We start from the raw sequence: 15,757 nt of genomic DNA, 5'->3' as shown, positions 1-15,757 counted from the left end.
GGGTGGGGCGATCGGGGCTGACCCACTAAATTGAGCTGCAGGGTAGTGTTCGCGCCCATCCTGCACCCAAGAAGCGAAGGCGGAGCTAACTGATGGCCAATCCGTTCGTCAAAGCGTGGAAGTACCTCATGGCGCTGTTCAACTCCAAAATCGACGAACACGCCGACCCGAAGGTGCAGATTCAGCAGGCCATCGAGGAAGCGCAGCGCACCCACCAGGCGCTCACCCAGCAGGCGGCGCAGGTGATCGGCAACCAGCGTCAGCTGGAGATGCGCCTGAACCGGCAACTCGCCGACATCGAGAAGCTGCAGGTCAACGTGCGCCAGGCGCTTACGCTGGCCGACCAGGCCGTCGCCAGCGGTGACGCCGCCAAGGCGACCGAATACAACAACGCCGCCGAAGCGTTCGCGGCTCAGCTGGTCACCGCCGAGCAAAGCGTCGAAGACCTCAAAAGCCTGCACGACCAGGCCCTGCAGGCGGCCTCGCAGGCCAAGAAGGCCGTCGAGCGCAATGCGATGGTGCTGCAGCAAAAGATCGCCGAGCGCACCAAGCTACTCAGCCAGCTCGAGCAGGCCAAGATGCAGGAGCAGGTCAGCGCGTCGCTGCGGTCGATGAGCGAGCTCGCCGCCCCGGGCAACACCCCCAGCCTCGACGAGGTACGCGACAAGATCGAACGCCGCTACGCCAACGCGATCGGCTCCGCCGAGCTCGCCCAGAGTTCGGTGCAGGGTCGCATGCTCGAGGTCGAGCAGGCAGGCGTCCAGATGGCCGGGCACTCCCGGCTGGAGCAGATCCGCGCCTCTATGCGCGGCGACGCCCTGCCCGCCGGCGGTGCCGCTGCGCCCGGCGCGACCCCGGCAACCCCGGCCACCGAACCCGGCGGAGCGGTACCCGAGAAACCGTTCGGTCAGTAGCAGAGCAACACGATGGCGGTGCGATCCAACCGGCGCGGGCCCCTGCGGGCTCTGTGGCAGCGCGGCTTCGCCACCGTCGTCGACCTGTCCGGATTCGTCGTCGACAAGATCACTGCCGCCACCGATCCGCGGGCCCGGCAACTCCGACGGCGCCGACGCGCGCTGCGCTGGGCCTGGATCTTCACCGCCGGGGTGATCTTCTGGGCACTGGTGACCGCGATCCTGGCGGCCTGGGGCTGGTTCACCCTGCTGCTGCAGATCACCGGCGCCGTGGCGGTGGTGATGGTGATCCCGGCGACGCTGCTGTTCTTCCGGTATTACTGGCTCAAGTCCGAACCGCTGCCCTCGCAGCGGCCCGCGGTTAGCCGGCGGTTGCCACCGCCCGGTTCGGCCGCGCGGCCGGCGATGTACGCGCTGGGTGCCTCCGAGCGCGGATTCTTTTCGTTGCTGGGTGTGATCGAGCGCAGCGCAATCCTGCCGCCCGACGAGATCAGCGAGCTGACCGAAGCGGCCAAGCGGACTTCGGCGGCGATGGCGGCTACCGCGGCCGAGGTGGTGTCGATGGAACGGGCCGCGCAGAACTCGGAGTCGTCACGCGAATACCTGGTCCCGACCATCAATGCGTACACCGCGCAGCTGGGGGCCGGAGTCCGTCAGTACAACGAGATGGTCACCGCCGCGGCACATTTGGTCTCGTCGGTCAACGGCGAGAACGCGGGCGGAGTGACCATGCTCGCCCAGCAGCGCTACCGCGACGAGCTCACCGGCGCGACGGATCGGCTGCTGGGCTGGGCGCAGGCGTTCGACGAACTCGGCGGCCTGCGCCGCGCCCAATAGGCCTAGAGCGTCGCGCGCAGTGACGGGATGACCACCCCGACCAGCCCGCGCACAGTCGCCTTGAGGAAGTCGTACGAGTCGAAGTAATCCCGCCACAGGATGATTCGCCCGTCCTGCACCTCGAAGATCCCGCACACCCAGAACTGCAGGCGCAGCGGGCCAAAGATCAGCGCGTCGGTGCGCTCGGTGAGCACCGCGCTGCCGTCGGCGGCCACCCGGTGGAACTTCACCTCGAAGCCGATCCGCCCCTCCATCTTGCGAAAGAGCTTGGCCACCTTGCGTCCGCCGCGGATCCGCGAGTATCCGTAGTTCTCGTAGACCAGGTCGTCGTGCAACGCGGCATCGGCGGTCTCGAAATCCTGGTCCTGCAGGGCATACAGGAAGCCCTCGACCGTGCGGATGTTGTCACTGGTTGTCGTCTGAGTCAGCTCAGTCATGGTTGCCAGCGTAGGCGAGCGCCGCTGTGGCAGGGTAGGGCCGATGCGCGTCGCCGTGGTTGCCGGGCCGGACCCCGGGCACTCGTTTCCCGCGATCGCGCTTTGCCAACGCTTTCTCGCCGCGGGTGACCAACCCACCCTGTTCACCGGCGTGGAGTGGCTGGACGCCGCCCGCGCGGTCGGGATCGACGCCGTGGAGCTCGACGGGCTCAAGGCCACCGACGAGGACCTCGACGCCGGGGCCAGGATCCACCGGCGAGCCGCGCGGATGGCGGTGCTGATCGCGCCGACCTTGCGCGATCTGGGGCCCGATCTGGTGGTGTCCGACGTGATCACCTCAGGCGGAGGCATGGCCGCCGAGCTGCTCGGGATCCCGTGGGTCGAGCTCTGCCCGCACCCGCTTTACCTGCCGTCGAAGGGGCTGCCGCCGATCGGCAGCGGTCTGGCGCCGGGGACGGGGTTGCGGGGACGGCTGCGGGACTCGGTGATGCGGGCGCTGACGGCGCGCTCGGTGCGGGCGGGCCAGCGCCAGCGCGCAGCCGTGCGGGTCGACATCGGCCTGCCGGCGCGGGATCCAGGGCCGGCGCGGCGGCTGATCGCCACGCTGCCCGCCCTGGAGGTGCCCCGCCCGGACTGGCCGGCCGAGGCGGTGGTGGTCGGCCCGCTGCACTTCGAGCCGACCGAACGAGTGCTGCCGATCCCGGCCGGCTCGGGACCGGTGGTGGTGATCGCGCCCTCGACGGCCTACACCGGCACCACCGGGCTGGCGCAGCTTGCCCTGGAATGCCTGCGGCCAGGGGAGACGCTGCCGGCCGGTTCGCGGCTGGTGGTGTCCTGGCTCGGCGGTGAGGATTTGGCGGTGCCGCCGTGGGCGGTGGTGGGTCTGGGCCGTCAGGACGAGCTGTTAAGGCATGCCGATCTGGTGATCGCGGGCGGCGGCCACGGCATGGTCGCCAAGACGCTGCTGGCGGGCGTACCCATGGTAGTGGTGCCCGGGGGCGGCGATCAGTGGGAGATGGCGAATCGGGTGGTCCGGCAGGGCAGCGGGCAGCTGATCCGCCCGCTGACCGCCGACGCGCTGGTGGCCGCGGTGGGCGTGGTGTTGGCCTCGCCGGGCTATCGGGCGGCCGCGCAGCGGGCCGCTGCCAGCATCGCCGGAGTGGCCGACCCGGTGCGGGTGTGCCGCGAAGCGATTGATTGAGCGGGGCGGCGCGCTGGGTATGTTGCTGTGCGTGCGGCTGACGGAGTTCCACGAGCGGGTGACGTTGCGGTTCGGCGCCGCCTACGGCGCATCGGTGCTGGTCGATCACGTGTTGACGGGCTTCGACGGCCGGACCGCCGCCCAGGCGATCGACGACGGCGTCGAGCCTCGCGACGTGTGGCGGGCGCTGTGCGTCGACTTCGACGTGCCGCGCGAGCAGTGGTGACCGCCGTGGTGGCGTTGGCTCTGCGCCGAGGGCGTGGTCTTGCGGGAAGACGAAGCCGCCAGCGCAGAGTCAGCACGGGCTAGAGCGGGCAGTCGCCGCACTTTCCACCGCCGGGAATGCGGTAGAAGAGGCAGCAGCTGTTGCGCCGGAAGCCGAGATCGGGACTGGTGACAATGCCGGCGCCGGCGAGCCGCCCGGTGTCGAGCAACGCACGAGTGAGCCGGGTGATCAATTCGCGCAGGTCCGGCCGCGCCGCCAGCAGCATCCGCGACGTGCCCACCAATGCGGAGGCGATGTTGCCGTAAAGCAGCCCGGGCGCCAGTCCGACCCGCAGGCCGGCGGCCAACCGCTCCATGTGCTCGCGCACGACGACCCGATATAGCAGCTCGGGGGAGGGTGCGACGCGTTCGCCGGTGGGCTCGGGCAGCCGCAGCCGGGCGTCGTTGTCGGCGCGTTGCAGCCCGGTGAGGTCCGGGAGCACGCCGTGAGCCAGCACGCAGGCAAGCACCGGCGACCACAGCCGGGCGGCGTGGCCGAGGTGGACCAGCGAGGCGCCGACCCGCAGTTCGGTGCTGTGGTAGCGGGCGACGGTCGCATCGACGAGGTCGGCGAACCCGTCGGCGTAGAACGCGGCGACCGGATGCCATCCGGTCGGGTCGCCGCCCACGGTCAGCGCGAAAAAGCCGCCGTAGGAGGCCACTTCGGCGAGCTCGGTGGAGATGTCAATCCCGGACATATTGCCCGGACATGTTGCCATACGCGGCGTGTCGAACTTGAGTCGAACAAGTGTTCGGCTAATGTGGTGATCATTCGGCGACCTCGCCTTGTCAGACCCCGCGCCTAGTGTCACGGCCAACCGACCAACACCGGTCACCGAACACCGACTACAGGAGAGGCATCATGGCTCAAGCCCCCGACCGCGAGAAGGCTCTCGAACTGGCGATGGCCCAGATCGAGAAGAGTTACGGCAAAGGCTCGGTGATGCGCCTCGGGGACGAGATACGCCAGCCGATTTCAGTCATCCCGACCGGGTCCATCGCGTTGGATGTCGCCCTGGGTATCGGCGGCCTGCCGCGTGGCCGGGTCATCGAGATCTACGGTCCGGAGTCCTCGGGTAAGACCACCGTGGCGCTGCACGCGGTGGCCAACGCCCAGGCCGCCGGCGGTGTCGCGGCGTTCATCGACGCTGAGCACGCGCTGGATCCGGAATACGCCAAAAAACTCGGTGTCGACACCGATTCGCTGCTGGTCAGCCAGCCGGACACCGGTGAACAGGCGCTCGAGATCGCCGACATGCTGATCCGCTCGGGCGCGCTGGATATCGTGGTCATCGACTCGGTGGCGGCCCTGGTGCCGCGCGCGGAACTCGAAGGTGAGATGGGCGACAGCCACGTCGGTCTGCAGGCCCGCCTGATGAGCCAGGCGCTGCGGAAAATGACTGGCGCGCTGAACAATTCGGGTACGACGGCGATCTTCATCAACCAGCTGCGGGAGAAGATCGGGGTGATGTTCGGGTGCATGAATTACTCCACCCGCGTGACCCTGGCAGACGGCACCACCGAAAAGATCGGCAAGATCGTCAACAACAAAATGGACGTCGAGGTGCTGTCCTACGACCCGGCGGCAGACAAGATCGTCCCGCGCAAGGTGGTCAATTGGTTCAACAACGGGCCAGCCGAACAGTTTCTGCAGTTCACCGTGGAGAAGTCCGGTGGCAACGGCAAGTCGCAGTTTGCCGCCACGCCTAATCACCTCATCCGCACAGCCGGAGGCTGGACGGAAGCTGGAGACCTCGACACCGGCGACAGGGTGTTGGCCGCCGAACCCCATCTGCTGAGTGACCAGCAGTTGCAGGTGGTGCTGGGTTCGCTATTGGGCGACGGGAACCTGTCGCCCAACGTGCGGGGTCGCAACGGCGTTCGGTTCCGACTGGGGCATGGTTCTAAGCAGTTGGAGTACCTGCGCTGGAAGACCGCATTGATGGGCAATATCCAGCACACGCTGCGGGAGAACGCCAAAGGTGCGAGCTTCGTCGACTTCACCCCGCTGCCAGAGCTCGCTGAATTGCAGCGGGCGGTGTACCTGGGGGGCGGGAAGAAGTTCTTCTCGGAGGAGTACCTCAAGGCGCTGACCCCATTGGCTCTGGCCATTTGGTACATGGATGACGGTTCATTTAGCTTGCGCTCCAAGGGATTGCAGCAGCGCACTGATGGCGGCACCGGGCGCATTGAGATCTGTGTCGAGGCTATGACCGAAGGCACGCGGGTGCGGTTGTGTGACTACCTGCGCGACACATACGGCATGGATGTGCGTCTGCATGCCGCAGGTTCGGCCGGCAAGGCGGTATTGATGTTTTCAACGGCGTCCTCGTCCAAGTTCCAGGATTTGGTGGCGCCGTACGTGGCGCCATCCATGGAGTACAAATTGCTGCCCCGGTTCCGAGGCCAAAGCAAAGTGGTGCCGGAGTTCGTTGAACCGACTCAAGCGCTGGTCCCGGCCCGGATTCTCGACGTGCACGTCAAGCCGTATACCCGCTCAATGAATCGCTTCGACATCGAGGTCGAGGGCAACCACAACTACTTCGTCGACGGTGTGATGGTGCACAACTCACCCGAAACAACTACGGGCGGAAAGGCTCTGAAGTTCTACGCATCGGTGCGCATGGACGTGCGCCGGATCGAGACCCTCAAGGACGGCACCAATGCGGTCGGCAACCGCACCCGGGTCAAGGTCGTGAAGAACAAGGTGTCGCCGCCGTTCAAGCAGGCCGAGTTCGACATCCTCTACGGCAAGGGCATCAGTCGGGAAGGCTCGCTGATCGACATGGGAGTCGACCAGGGCTTCATCCGCAAGTCCGGCTCCTGGTTCACCTACGAAGGTGAGCAGCTTGGTCAGGGCAAGGAAAATGCCCGCAACTTCTTGATGGAGAACGCCGACATCGCGAACGAGATCGAGAAGAAGATCAAGGAGAAGCTCGGCATTGGTGCAGTGGTGACCGATGACAGCGTCCTGCCCGCCCCCGTCGACTTCTGAGTCCAAGCGTCGCGACGAGCAGGCGCGGGCGCTATGCCTGCGCCTGCTCACCGCGCGAGCGCGCACCAGGGCCGAGTTGGCCGGGCAGCTGGCCAAGCGGGGCTACCCCGACGACGTCAGCAACCGGGTGCTCGACCGGCTGGCCGCCGTGGGGCTGGTCGACGACACCGACTTCGCCGAGCAGTGGGTGCAGTCCCGGCGGGCGAACAACGGAAAGAGCAGGCGCGCACTGGCCGCCGAGTTGCACACCAAGGGTGTGGACGACGAGGTGATCACCGCGGTGCTCGCCGACATCGACGGCGGCGCCGAGCGGGCGCGGGCCGAGCAGCTGGTGCGGGCCAAGTTGCGGCGGGAGGTGCTGGGCGACGACGACACCAAGGTGAGTCGGCGGTTGATCGGGATGCTGGCCCGCCGCGGCTACAGCCAGAACGTGGCATGCGAGGTGGTCTTCGCCGAGTTGGCCGCAGAGCGGGAGCGCAGGCGGGTCTAGTTTTATCCTGTGCTCGTGGCCCGGCCCATCGATCCTCAGCCGTCGACAGGTCGTTGGCATGCGATCGGACTGATCGGGTTGCTCATCCTGGTCGTGCTCTACGGCACCGCCGGCGCGCACGCCGCATCCGTCGCCGGCGGCGGCGTCGACCCCCGGTTGTACTGGATTCTCGGCGGGGCAACGCTTTTGGCCGGCGCTGTCGCGGTGGTCGGCCGGACGATCGGCTGGCAGAGCAAGCGTGTCCTGCTCTTGGGCTGGCCGATCGCCTCGCTCGTCCTCACGATCCTGGTCGGGTCCGTCGAATCGGGCGCCACTCGGCAACTGCCGGGCACGATCACGATCACGTTCGTCTACATCGGGCTGACGTGTCCGCGCTGGCGCTCGCTGGCCGTCGCGCCGCTCGGTGTCGTCGCGTTCATCGTGGGCGCCGGCCCCCATCCCGGCGGGGTGCCGCCGACCGTGTTGACCGCCGCACTCATGTGGGTGATCGTGGCCGAGGTCCCGGCCTGGCTGATCGCCCAGCTGGCGCGGCAGACGGAGCTGGCGCATCAGATGGCACAGACCGATGCCCTCACCCAGCTGCTCGACCGCAGCACGCTCGGCCACCAGCTGTCGTTGCACACGGGCGAGGCGGCGATCGTGCTGATCGACCTCGACAACTTCAAGCACTACAACGACACACACGGGCACGCTGCCGGTGACGAACTCCTCGTCACCTTCGCCGACGCGCTGCGCTGGTCGGTGCGACAGGACGACGTCGTCTTCAGGATCGGAGGTGACGAGTTCCTGCTGATGCTGGTCGGCGCCGATCACAGCGCCGCGGAGCAGGTCGTGACCCGGTTGCGTCAGCGCTGGACCGAGGTAGGCGGGCAGGTCGGCTTCAGCGCTGGGATCGCCGCGGGGGAGCCCGACCCGCTTCGGGCCGCCGACAGGAAAATGTACGACGTCAAGCGCGCCACTGGAGCCGCTTAACCCGCCGGCTTCGCCGCGCTCCCGATCGCCGGGCGGCTTGACAGGGCGGTCCGTCGCCCGGCTTCGCCGCGCTCGCGATCCCCCAGGGCCTGCGGGTTCATCGGCCAGGCCCGGCTCGCCGTACCATGTCCGGGTGACTTCGACGGTGGCACGAGACGTACCGGGGGATTCCCCGACCGCGATCTCGGCGCGTACCTATCAAGTCCGCACCTACGGCTGCCAGATGAACGTGCACGACTCAGAACGGCTGGCCGGGCTGCTCGAAGCTGCTGGCTACCAGCGCGCCAGCGACGGAGCCGACGCTGACATCGTCGTCTTCAACACCTGTGCCGTGCGGGAGAACGCCGACAACAAGCTGTACGGCAACCTCAGCCACCTGGCGCCGCGCAAACGCAGCAATCCCGACATGCAGATCGCGGTCGGCGGCTGCCTGGCGCAGAAGGACCGCGACACCGTGCTGCGCAAGGCGCCTTGGGTCGACGTGGTGTTCGGCACCCACAACATCGGGTCGCTGCCCACGTTGCTCGAACGCGCCCGGCACAACAACGAGGCACAGGTCGAGATCGCCGAGGCGCTGCAGGAGTTCCCCTCGTCGCTGCCCAGCGCACGCGAATCCGCTTATGCGGCTTGGGTTTCCATCTCCGTGGGCTGTAACAACAGTTGCACGTTCTGCATCGTCCCGTCGCTGCGGGGCAAGGAAGTGGACCGCAGCCCGGACGACGTGCTGGCCGAGGTGCGGTCGCTGGTGGAATCCGGCGTGCTGGAGATAACCCTGCTGGGCCAGAACGTCAACGCCTACGGCGTCTCCTTCGCGGACCCGGCGATACCGCGCCACCGCGGCGCCTTCGCCGAGTTGCTGCGCGCCTGCGGCGGCATCGAAGGGCTGGAGCGAGTCCGTTTCACCTCGCCGCACCCGGCCGAATTCACCGACGACGTCATCGAGGCGATGGCCGAGACACCCAACGTCTGCCCCGCACTGCACATGCCGCTGCAGTCCGGGTCCGACCGGATTCTGCGGGCGATGCGCCGCTCCTACCGTGCCGAGCGCTACCTGGGCATCATCGAACGGGTCCGGGCGGCCATGCCACACGCCGCGATCACCACCGACCTGATCGTGGGCTTCCCTGGCGAGACCGAGGAGGACTTCGCGGCCACCCTCGACGTGGTTGAGCAGGCACGCTTTGCGGCCGCGTTCACCTTCCAGTACTCCCAGCGTCCCGGCACCCCCGCCGCCGACCTCCCTGACCAGCTGCCCAAGGCCGTCGTCCAGGAACGCTACGAGCGACTGATCGAGCTGCAGGAGCGGATCTCGCTCGAGCACAACCGCGCGCTCCTCGGTCAGACCGTCGAACTGCTCGTCGCCAGCGGGGAAGGCCGCAAGGACACCCGCACCGCGCGGATGACCGGGCGGGCCCGCGACGGCCGGTTGGTCCACTTCACCGCCGGTGACCAGGAAATACGTCCCGGCGACATCGTCACCGCCCAGATCACCGAGGCCGCGCCGCACCACCTGATCGCCGACGCGGGCATCATCGGCCATCGCCGCACCCGCGCCGGGGACGCCCACGCGGCGGGCCGGCGCCTGAGCGGTGTCGGCCTCGGCATGCCGGGCGTCGGGCGGCCCGCTGCACCGGCCGAGCCGGCCGGATGCGGCGCATCGACCGGAGCAGCGCAATAGATGGGTGGGATTGGAGAAGTAGACGTGGGGGATTTCGACGCCTACCGGTCAGAGATCGAGGCGGCCGAACGCCGCGTCGCGCGTGAGATCGAGCCCGGCGCCCGGGCACTGGTGGTCGCGGTGCTGGTATTCGTGCTGCTCGGTGCGTTCATCCTGCCGCACACCGGCAGCGTGCGGGGGTGGGACGTGCTGTTCGCCGGCCAGGGCGCCGACGCGGCCGGGGTGGCGCTGCCGTCGCGGGTCTTCGCCTGGCTGACGCTGGTGTTCGGCGTCGGCTTCTCGATCCTGGCGCTACTGACCCGGCGCTGGGCGGTGGCCTGGGTGGCGTTGGCCGGCTGCATGTTGGCCAGCGGCACCGGGATGCTGGCGGTGTGGTCGCGTCAGACGGCGCCGGCGGGGCATCCCGGGCCGGGTGTCGGCCTGATCGTCACCTGGATCACCGTCATCCTGCTGACGTTCCACTGGGCGCGGGTGGTGTGGCAGCGCACCATCGTGCAGCTCGCCGCTGAGGAGGAGCGCCGTCGCGTCGTCGCCCGGGACCAGGCCAGGACCCTGCTGGACAACCTGCCCGACGACACACCCGACGAGCCGGGCGGCGGCGAAACGCCACCCGTCCGCTAGGAGCGGCGGGTCAAAGCCTGAGCGGCGGCGTCGGCCCACTGACGCCACTGCTCGGCGTTGGCCCTGGCTTCGTCGGCTTCCTTGGTCTTGCCGGCCGCGGCGGCCTTCGCGGCCTGCTGTTCGAACTGCTCGGCGCGGGCGCGGAACTGCTCGGCGCGGGCCTGCGCCTGCGGATCCGCCCAGTCCGACTCGCCGGCGTCGTGCACCCTCTTCTCGACCGCACGCAGTCGCCGCTCCAGGTCGGCGGACCGCTCCCGCGGCACCTTGCCGATGGCATCCCACCGGTCGGCGATCGCACGCAGCGCCGCCCGGGCGGCGTCGTGATTGCTGGTGTCCAGCTTCTCCGCCTCGGACAGCAACGCCTCCTTGGCCGCCGCGTTGGCGCGCAGCTCGGCGTCCATCTCCGCGGTGGCGGCGTTGCGGGCTGTGAAGAACAAGTCCTGCGCGGCCTTGAAGCGGCGCCACAACGCGTCGTCGACGTCCTTGCTGGCGCGTCCGGCCGCCTTCCATTCGGTGAGCAGCCGGCGGAATTCCGCGCTGGTGGCGGCCCAGTCCGTCGAGTCGGACAGCGCCTCGGCCCGCTCACACAGCCGTTCCTTGGCCTGGCGAACTCCCGACCGCTCCCGGTCCAATTCGGCGAAATGCGACCCGCGGCGCCGGTTGAAGGTCTCCCGCGCCGCCGAATAGCGCTTCCACAACGCGTCGTCGACCTTGCGGTCCAGCCCGGTGATCGTCTTCCACTCGTCGAGGATCGCCCGCAGCCGGTCGCCGGCGATCTTCCATTGCGTCGAGTTCGCGGCCAGGTCCTCGGCCTCGACGGCCAGCGCTTCCTTCCGGGCGGTCTGCGCGGCCCGGTGCTCTTCGCGGCGGGAGCGGTTCGCGACGACGTAGACGTCGATGCGCGCCTGGATGTCGGCGAGCCGGTTGCCGATCGCGTCGACATCGCCCAGCACCGCCGCCGTGGGCAGCGTCTCGGCCAGCGCGGCGGCGTTCGCCCGGATCTTGCGGGGATCCCCGGTCCCCGACACCAGCCGCTCCTCCATCAGGGCGACCTCGGTGCTCAGGTCCTCGAAGCGCCGGCCGAAGTGCGCGAATGCGGCTTCGGGGTCACCGGCCTGCCAAGACCCGATGACGCGCTCGCCGGACGAGCTGATCAGCCACACGGTGCCGTCGTCGTCGACCCGGCCGAAGCGGTGCGGATCGTTGCGCGGGGGACCGGGCACTGGGTGAGTCACCGAAGCGCCGGGCCGCGGCGTCGGCCGGGGACCGGGTCGTGGTCCCGGTCGCGGCCCGGGAACCGGTCTCGACACTGGTTCAGCCGTCGGACCTGCGAAGTCGTCGCCACCCGTCATCGTGCTCGTCACCTACCCTTTAGCCGGTCGCGCGGTCCACTTCCCGCGCAGCTGCCGCGCGAAGCGGCACCTGTCCGGTCGGTAATTCTGGTGTTGCCTGAGCCCGTAGTCAGGTCCCCGACCGGTTCCACAGATATTGAAGCAGTTCGTGCAGTCCTCCGCTGCCACCTTTCGCCGATGCCTTCGAAACGCGGTAACGAAACCATTCCCGTTGGGTTGCGCACGATAGCGACCCCGCGAGCGCGGGTACCGTTACCAAAGGACGTCGGTGGCCTGGGCCGCCACATCGAACCGGATTTCACAGGTGCCACATAGCTGGCTCTGGGCGCCGCTTAGGTCGATGGGCGAGTGTAGGGATGCGACGAGAGGCTAAATCACTGTCCAGAGCCTATATAGAGCCATAGAGTATTCGTTGAACTACCAGCGAACGGCCGGGGGAATGCTGGTAGCGAAGTCGGGAATTGAGGGTCGCCCATGTCGATGGTTGGTATCGCCGGAATAATCGCGCTGTTTGCGGCGCTCGCGTCGGCGACCGGCGATGTGATCCGGCAGCGCTCGGCACACGAGATCACCGACCAGCATGTCGGCCACCTCAAGCTGTTCGGTATGTCCCTGCGGGACACCCGGTGGTGGCTGGGCGGCCTGTGCGCGATCCTCAACTACAGCCTGCAGGCGGTGGCGCTGGTCTGGGCGTCCGTCATGTTGGTGACCGCGCTGCAAGTGACGGCGTTGTTGTTCGCGTTGCCCATCTATTCGCGTCTGACCCATCACAAGACCACCCGCTCGGAGTGGCTGTGGGCCCTCACGCTGGCGGCCTCCCTGGCCGTGGTCATCATCGTCGGTGACCCGACGGCCGGTCACGACCGGGCGCCGCTAAGCACCTGGATCATCGTGGCCGCGGTGATGGGCCCGCTGCTGGTGTCGTGCGTGATCGCGGCCAAGGTGCTGCACGGGCGCCCCGCGGCCGCCGTCCTGCTCGCGCTGACCGCAGGCTCCTCGCTGGCGTTGTTCGCGGTGCTCACCAAGGGCGTCGTCGACGTGCTGCACCTGCAGGGCCTGGGCGCCGCCGTGACGGCGCCGGAGTTCATTCCCTGGCTGATCATGATGCTGTGCGGGATGATCTTCCAACAGTCGGCGTTCCGTGCGGGCGCACTGACGGCGTCACTGCCGACCATGACGGTGGCCAAGCCGACGGTGGCCACGATCCTGGGCATCACGGTGCTGGGCGAGACGCTGGTGTGCGACGGACCCGAGTGGATCCTGCTGATCGCCGCCGTCGCCGTGGTGATCATCGCGACCGTCGGACTGGCCCGCGGCGAGGCTGCCACCATCGTGGCCGAATCCGGTGGCGACCGTCCGGACCAGCTGGCCGAGGAGGACGCCGACGCCGCCCCGGTATCCGCCGCCGAAGGCCCGGCCTGGGGCTCCACCTCCGCCTGACGCGGCCGCGGCGTTAGTTTGGTGGCGTGCTGAGCGCCATCGCCATCGTTCCCTCCGCGCCGGTGCTCGTGCCCGAACTATCCGGCGCCGCGGCCGGTGAACTGTCCGACCTGACCGCGGCGGTCGGCGCGGCGGCCGCCGTGTTGCCGGACCGCTGGATCGCGATCGGCGTCGGCCGCGCGGACAACGTACTGAAGCCGGATAGCGCCGGCAGCTTCGCCGGATTCGGCGTCGACGTGCCAGTGCGGCTCGCACCTCAGTCCCGCGCTGAGGTCGAAATGCCGCTGTGCGCGCTGATCGCCGCCTGGGTGCGCGGGCAGGTCCGGCCCGACGCCAGCGTGCAGGTCCGGGTCTACGCCGATGAAATCGAACCGACCGACGCGCGGGACCGGGGCCGTCGGTTGCGTGGCGAGATCGACGAGCGGCCCGAACCGATCGGCGTCCTAGTGGTCGCCGACGGCGTCAACACGCTGACACCGGCGGCCCCCGGCGGCTACGACCCGAGCGGCGCCGACGCCCAGCGGCTGCTCGACGACGCGCTGGCCACCGGCGATACCGACACACTGGTCCGGTTGCCCCCGCGGGTGCTGGGCCGGGTGGCGTTCGGGGTGCTGGCCGGCCTGAGCGAACCCGGCCCGCGCTCGGCCAAGGAGCTCTACCGCGGCGCACCCTACGGCGTGGGCTACTTCACCGGCGTTTGGCAGCCGTGAGACCGCTCGCGATCATCGGTCCGACGGGTACCGGCAAGTCCCAACTGGCCCTCGACGTCGCCGAGGCGGTGCGCCGCGAGGTCGCGGTCGAAATCGTCAACGCCGACGCCATGCAGCTCTACCGCGGGATGGACATTGGCACCGCCAAACTGCCCGCCGACCAGCGCCGCGGCATCCCCCATCACCAGCTCGACGTCCTCGACGTCACGCAGACCGCGACCGTCGCCCACTACCAGCAGGCGGCCGCGGCCGACATCGAAGCCATCATGGCCCGGGGAGCGGCGCCGGTGATCGTCGGCGGGTCGATGCTCTACATCCAGTCGCTGCTCGACAACTGGTCGTTCCCGGCCACCGACCCGACCGTGCGGGCCCGCTGGGAGCGCCGCCTCGCCGACGTCGGGGTGGGCAGGTTGCATGCGGAGCTGGCGCTGCGGGACCCGGCAGCAGCGGCCACCATTCTGCCCACTGACGGCAGGCGCACCGTGCGGGCGCTGGAGGTCATCGAGCTCACCGGGCAGCCGTTCGCCGCGTCCGCGCCGCGCATCGGCACCGCCCGCTGGGACACCGTCATCGTCGGATTGGATTGCGAGACAACGCGTCTCGACGAGCGATTGGCCCGGCGCACCGACACGATGTTCGCCGACGGGCTGGTCGGAGAGGTTCGGGCGCTGCTCGAGCAGGGGCTGCGGGACGGCGTCACCGCATCCCGGGCGCTCGGGTATGCCCAGGTGATCGCCGCCCTCGATGCCGGCGGGACGACGGACCTGCTGCGCGAGGCGCGCGAACAGACCTTCATCGGCACCCGCCGCTATGTCCGACGCCAACGGTCCTGGTTTCGCCGTGACCACCGGGTGCACTGGCTGGACGCGGTGGCGGCCGGCGCCGTCGAGGACGCGGTGGCGGCCTGGCGGCACGTATCCTGATCGGGTGCAATTCGCCAAGGGCCACGGCACCCAGAACGACTTCGTCGTGTTGCCCGACCTCGATGCCCGGTTGGCCCTCACGGCCGACCGGGTGGTCGCGCTGTGTGACCGGCGCCGGGGCCTCGGCGCCGACGGCGTCCTGCGGGTCACCACCGCCGGTGTGGCCGTCAACGCCGGCGTGCTCGACCGACTGCCCGACGGTGTCAGTAGCGACGACTGGTACATGGACTACCGCAACGCCGACGGATCGCGCGCCCAGATGTGCGGCAACGGGGTGCGGGTGTTCGCGCATTACCTGCGTGCCAGCGGCTGCGAGTCGCGCGACGAGTTCGTCGTCGGGTCGCTGGCCGGACCGCGGCCGGTCACGCTGCACCACAGTGATCAAACGATGGCCGACGTCACCGTGGACATGGGCAAGGCCAGCAGGCTGGGCGCCGGACAGGCGGTTGTCGGGGGCCGGCGGTTTGACGGAATCGCCATCGACGTCGGCAACCCGCACCTGGCCTGCGCGGACCCACATCTGAGCATCGAGGACCTGGCTGCCCTTGACGTCGGGGGCCCGGTCGAGTTCGACGCCACCCAATTCCCGGAGGGGGTCAACGTCGAGGTCCTCACCGTCCCACGCGATGGTGCCGTCACCATGCGGGTGCACGAACGCGGCGTGGGCGAGACCCGCTCCTGCGGCACTGGAACGGTGGCGGCCACCGTCGCGGCGCTGGCCAGCACCGGCGCCGATACCGGCACCCTCACCGTGCGCGTGCCCGGGGGGGACGTCACCGTCACCGTCACCGACGCGACCAGCTTCCTGCGCGGACCGTCGGTGCTGGTGGCGCGCGGCGAGCTGGACGACCGCTGGTGGGACGCGCCGGCGTGATTTATTCGAGTGCACGGATCTGCTCGACGTGCCACCATCGAAATCAGCT

The 15,757-nt window shown here is 69.0% G+C and carries 16 protein-coding genes; 13 read left to right on the top strand and 3 right to left on the bottom strand.

Annotation, left to right across the window (positions count from 1 at the left end; genetic code table 11):
• The first annotated feature begins 92 nt into the window (after nucleotides 1–92).
• Both pspA and pspM read left to right on the top strand, forming a co-directional pair.
• Nucleotides 93–914: a phage shock protein PspA gene (gene pspA, locus A5645_RS16250; protein WP_065037561.1), complete on the top strand. Its 822-nt coding sequence runs from the start codon at nucleotides 93–95 to the stop codon at nucleotides 912–914.
• 12 nt (nucleotides 915–926) lie between these two features.
• Nucleotides 927–1,751: a phage shock envelope stress response protein PspM gene (gene pspM, locus A5645_RS16245; RefSeq protein ID WP_065130234.1), complete on the top strand. Its 825-nt coding sequence runs from the start codon at nucleotides 927–929 to the stop codon at nucleotides 1,749–1,751.
• Between the two features lie 2 nt (nucleotides 1,752–1,753).
• On the opposite strand, the gene A5645_RS16240 is transcribed toward pspM, so the two are convergent.
• Nucleotides 1,754–2,188: a limonene-1,2-epoxide hydrolase family protein gene (locus tag A5645_RS16240; protein WP_065037559.1), complete on the bottom strand. Its 435-nt coding sequence runs from the start codon at nucleotides 2,186–2,188 to the stop codon at nucleotides 1,754–1,756.
• A gap of 43 nt (nucleotides 2,189–2,231) precedes the next feature.
• Between A5645_RS16240 and A5645_RS16235 the strand changes: the two genes are divergently transcribed.
• Together A5645_RS16235 and A5645_RS16230 are read left to right on the top strand one after the other, a co-directional pair.
• Complete coding sequence (locus A5645_RS16235) at nucleotides 2,232–3,389, top strand: glycosyltransferase (protein WP_065130233.1); 1,158 nt, start codon at nucleotides 2,232–2,234, stop codon at nucleotides 3,387–3,389.
• A 31-nt stretch (nucleotides 3,390–3,420) separates the two neighbouring features.
• On the top strand, nucleotides 3,421–3,615 hold the full coding sequence (locus A5645_RS16230; RefSeq protein ID WP_414467440.1) for a DUF3046 domain-containing protein: 195 nt from the start codon (nucleotides 3,421–3,423) through the stop codon (nucleotides 3,613–3,615).
• Nucleotides 3,616–3,694: 79 nt separating this feature from the next.
• Here the strand turns inward: A5645_RS16230 and A5645_RS16225 are convergent, their stop codons facing one another.
• Nucleotides 3,695–4,372 carry a (2Fe-2S)-binding protein gene (locus A5645_RS16225; protein ID WP_253867016.1) on the bottom strand — a complete coding sequence of 226 codons (678 nt, stop codon included), beginning with the start codon at nucleotides 4,370–4,372 and terminating at the stop codon, nucleotides 3,695–3,697.
• A 143-nt stretch (nucleotides 4,373–4,515) separates the two neighbouring features.
• Between A5645_RS16225 and recA the strand changes: the two genes are divergently transcribed.
• From recA to A5645_RS16200, 5 genes are all read left to right on the top strand, one after another.
• The gene (gene recA / locus A5645_RS16220; protein ID WP_065130232.1) at nucleotides 4,516–6,648 is read left to right on the top strand and encodes an intein-containing recombinase RecA; all 2,133 of its coding nucleotides are present in this window, start codon (nucleotides 4,516–4,518) and stop codon (nucleotides 6,646–6,648) included.
• On the top strand, nucleotides 6,614–7,138 hold the full coding sequence (recX, locus tag A5645_RS16215; protein WP_065130231.1) for a recombination regulator RecX: 525 nt from the start codon (nucleotides 6,614–6,616) through the stop codon (nucleotides 7,136–7,138). Before recA ends, recX begins: the two co-directional genes overlap by 35 nt.
• Nucleotides 7,139–7,153: 15 nt before the next feature.
• The gene (locus A5645_RS16210) at nucleotides 7,154–8,110 is read left to right on the top strand and encodes a GGDEF domain-containing protein (RefSeq protein ID WP_065130274.1); all 957 of its coding nucleotides are present in this window, start codon (nucleotides 7,154–7,156) and stop codon (nucleotides 8,108–8,110) included.
• A 223-nt stretch (nucleotides 8,111–8,333) separates the two neighbouring features.
• Entirely contained in the window at nucleotides 8,334–9,788 is a 1,455-nt protein-coding gene (gene miaB, locus A5645_RS16205) for a tRNA (N6-isopentenyl adenosine(37)-C2)-methylthiotransferase MiaB (protein WP_253867020.1), read from the top strand.
• Entirely contained in the window at nucleotides 9,789–10,409 is a 621-nt protein-coding gene (locus A5645_RS16200; RefSeq protein WP_065130229.1) for an Rv2732c family membrane protein, read from the top strand.
• On the opposite strand, the gene A5645_RS16195 is transcribed toward A5645_RS16200, so the two are convergent.
• Complete coding sequence (locus A5645_RS16195) at nucleotides 10,406–11,761, bottom strand: DUF349 domain-containing protein (protein ID WP_081288379.1); 1,356 nt, start codon at nucleotides 11,759–11,761, stop codon at nucleotides 10,406–10,408. The two genes, A5645_RS16200 and A5645_RS16195, sit on opposite strands and share 4 nt — an antisense overlap.
• Before the next feature lie 474 nt (nucleotides 11,762–12,235).
• Between A5645_RS16195 and A5645_RS16190 the strand changes: the two genes are divergently transcribed.
• The 4 genes from A5645_RS16190 to dapF are packed head-to-tail and all read left to right on the top strand — an operon-like array spanning nucleotide 12,236 to nucleotide 15,708.
• Nucleotides 12,236–13,201, top strand: a complete 966-nt coding sequence (locus A5645_RS16190) for a DMT family transporter (protein ID WP_172830546.1) — start codon at nucleotides 12,236–12,238, stop codon at nucleotides 13,199–13,201.
• Between the two features lie 26 nt (nucleotides 13,202–13,227).
• The gene (locus A5645_RS16185) at nucleotides 13,228–13,911 is read left to right on the top strand and encodes a class III extradiol ring-cleavage dioxygenase family protein (RefSeq protein ID WP_065130227.1); all 684 of its coding nucleotides are present in this window, start codon (nucleotides 13,228–13,230) and stop codon (nucleotides 13,909–13,911) included.
• The gene (miaA, locus tag A5645_RS16180) at nucleotides 13,908–14,834 is read left to right on the top strand and encodes a tRNA (adenosine(37)-N6)-dimethylallyltransferase MiaA (protein WP_065130226.1); all 927 of its coding nucleotides are present in this window, start codon (nucleotides 13,908–13,910) and stop codon (nucleotides 14,832–14,834) included. The genes A5645_RS16185 and miaA overlap by 4 nt, the downstream gene beginning before the upstream one ends.
• Nucleotides 14,835–14,838: 4 nt before the next feature.
• A complete protein-coding gene (gene dapF / locus A5645_RS16175; RefSeq protein WP_065037549.1) occupies nucleotides 14,839–15,708 on the top strand; it encodes a diaminopimelate epimerase in 870 nt (289 codons plus the stop codon).
• The last annotated feature ends 49 nt before the right edge of the window (nucleotides 15,709–15,757 follow it).

This window comes from Mycobacterium asiaticum, assembly GCF_001673635.1.
In the GTDB taxonomy this organism is placed as follows: domain Bacteria; phylum Actinomycetota; class Actinomycetes; order Mycobacteriales; family Mycobacteriaceae; genus Mycobacterium; species Mycobacterium asiaticum_C.
Note: the sequence above shows the minus strand (reverse complement) of the source record. Positions and strands in the feature narration are given on the sequence as shown.

What these genes read in the sequence shown, in the direction of transcription:
- pspA (WP_065037561.1), top strand. Translation starts at nt 93, where the DNA reads ATGGCCAATCCGTTCGTCAAAGCGTGGAAGTACCTCATGGCGCTGTTC.
- pspM (WP_065130234.1), top strand. Translation starts at nt 927, where the DNA reads ATGGCGGTGCGATCCAACCGGCGCGGGCCCCTGCGGGCTCTGTGGCAG.
- A5645_RS16240 (WP_065037559.1), bottom strand. Translation starts at nt 2,188, where the DNA reads ATGACTGAGCTGACTCAGACGACAACCAGTGACAACATCCGCACGGTC.
- A5645_RS16235 (WP_065130233.1), top strand. Translation starts at nt 2,232, where the DNA reads ATGCGCGTCGCCGTGGTTGCCGGGCCGGACCCCGGGCACTCGTTTCCC.
- A5645_RS16225 (WP_253867016.1), bottom strand. Translation starts at nt 4,372, where the DNA reads ATGGCAACATGTCCGGGCAATATGTCCGGGATTGACATCTCCACCGAG.
- recA (WP_065130232.1), top strand. Translation starts at nt 4,516, where the DNA reads ATGGCTCAAGCCCCCGACCGCGAGAAGGCTCTCGAACTGGCGATGGCC.
- recX (WP_065130231.1), top strand. Translation starts at nt 6,614, where the DNA reads ATGACAGCGTCCTGCCCGCCCCCGTCGACTTCTGAGTCCAAGCGTCGC.
- miaB (WP_253867020.1), top strand. Translation starts at nt 8,334, where the DNA reads ATGAACGTGCACGACTCAGAACGGCTGGCCGGGCTGCTCGAAGCTGCT.
- A5645_RS16200 (WP_065130229.1), top strand. Translation starts at nt 9,789, where the DNA reads ATGGGTGGGATTGGAGAAGTAGACGTGGGGGATTTCGACGCCTACCGG.
- A5645_RS16195 (WP_081288379.1), bottom strand. Translation starts at nt 11,761, where the DNA reads ATGACGGGTGGCGACGACTTCGCAGGTCCGACGGCTGAACCAGTGTCG.
- A5645_RS16190 (WP_172830546.1), top strand. Translation starts at nt 12,236, where the DNA reads ATGTCGATGGTTGGTATCGCCGGAATAATCGCGCTGTTTGCGGCGCTC.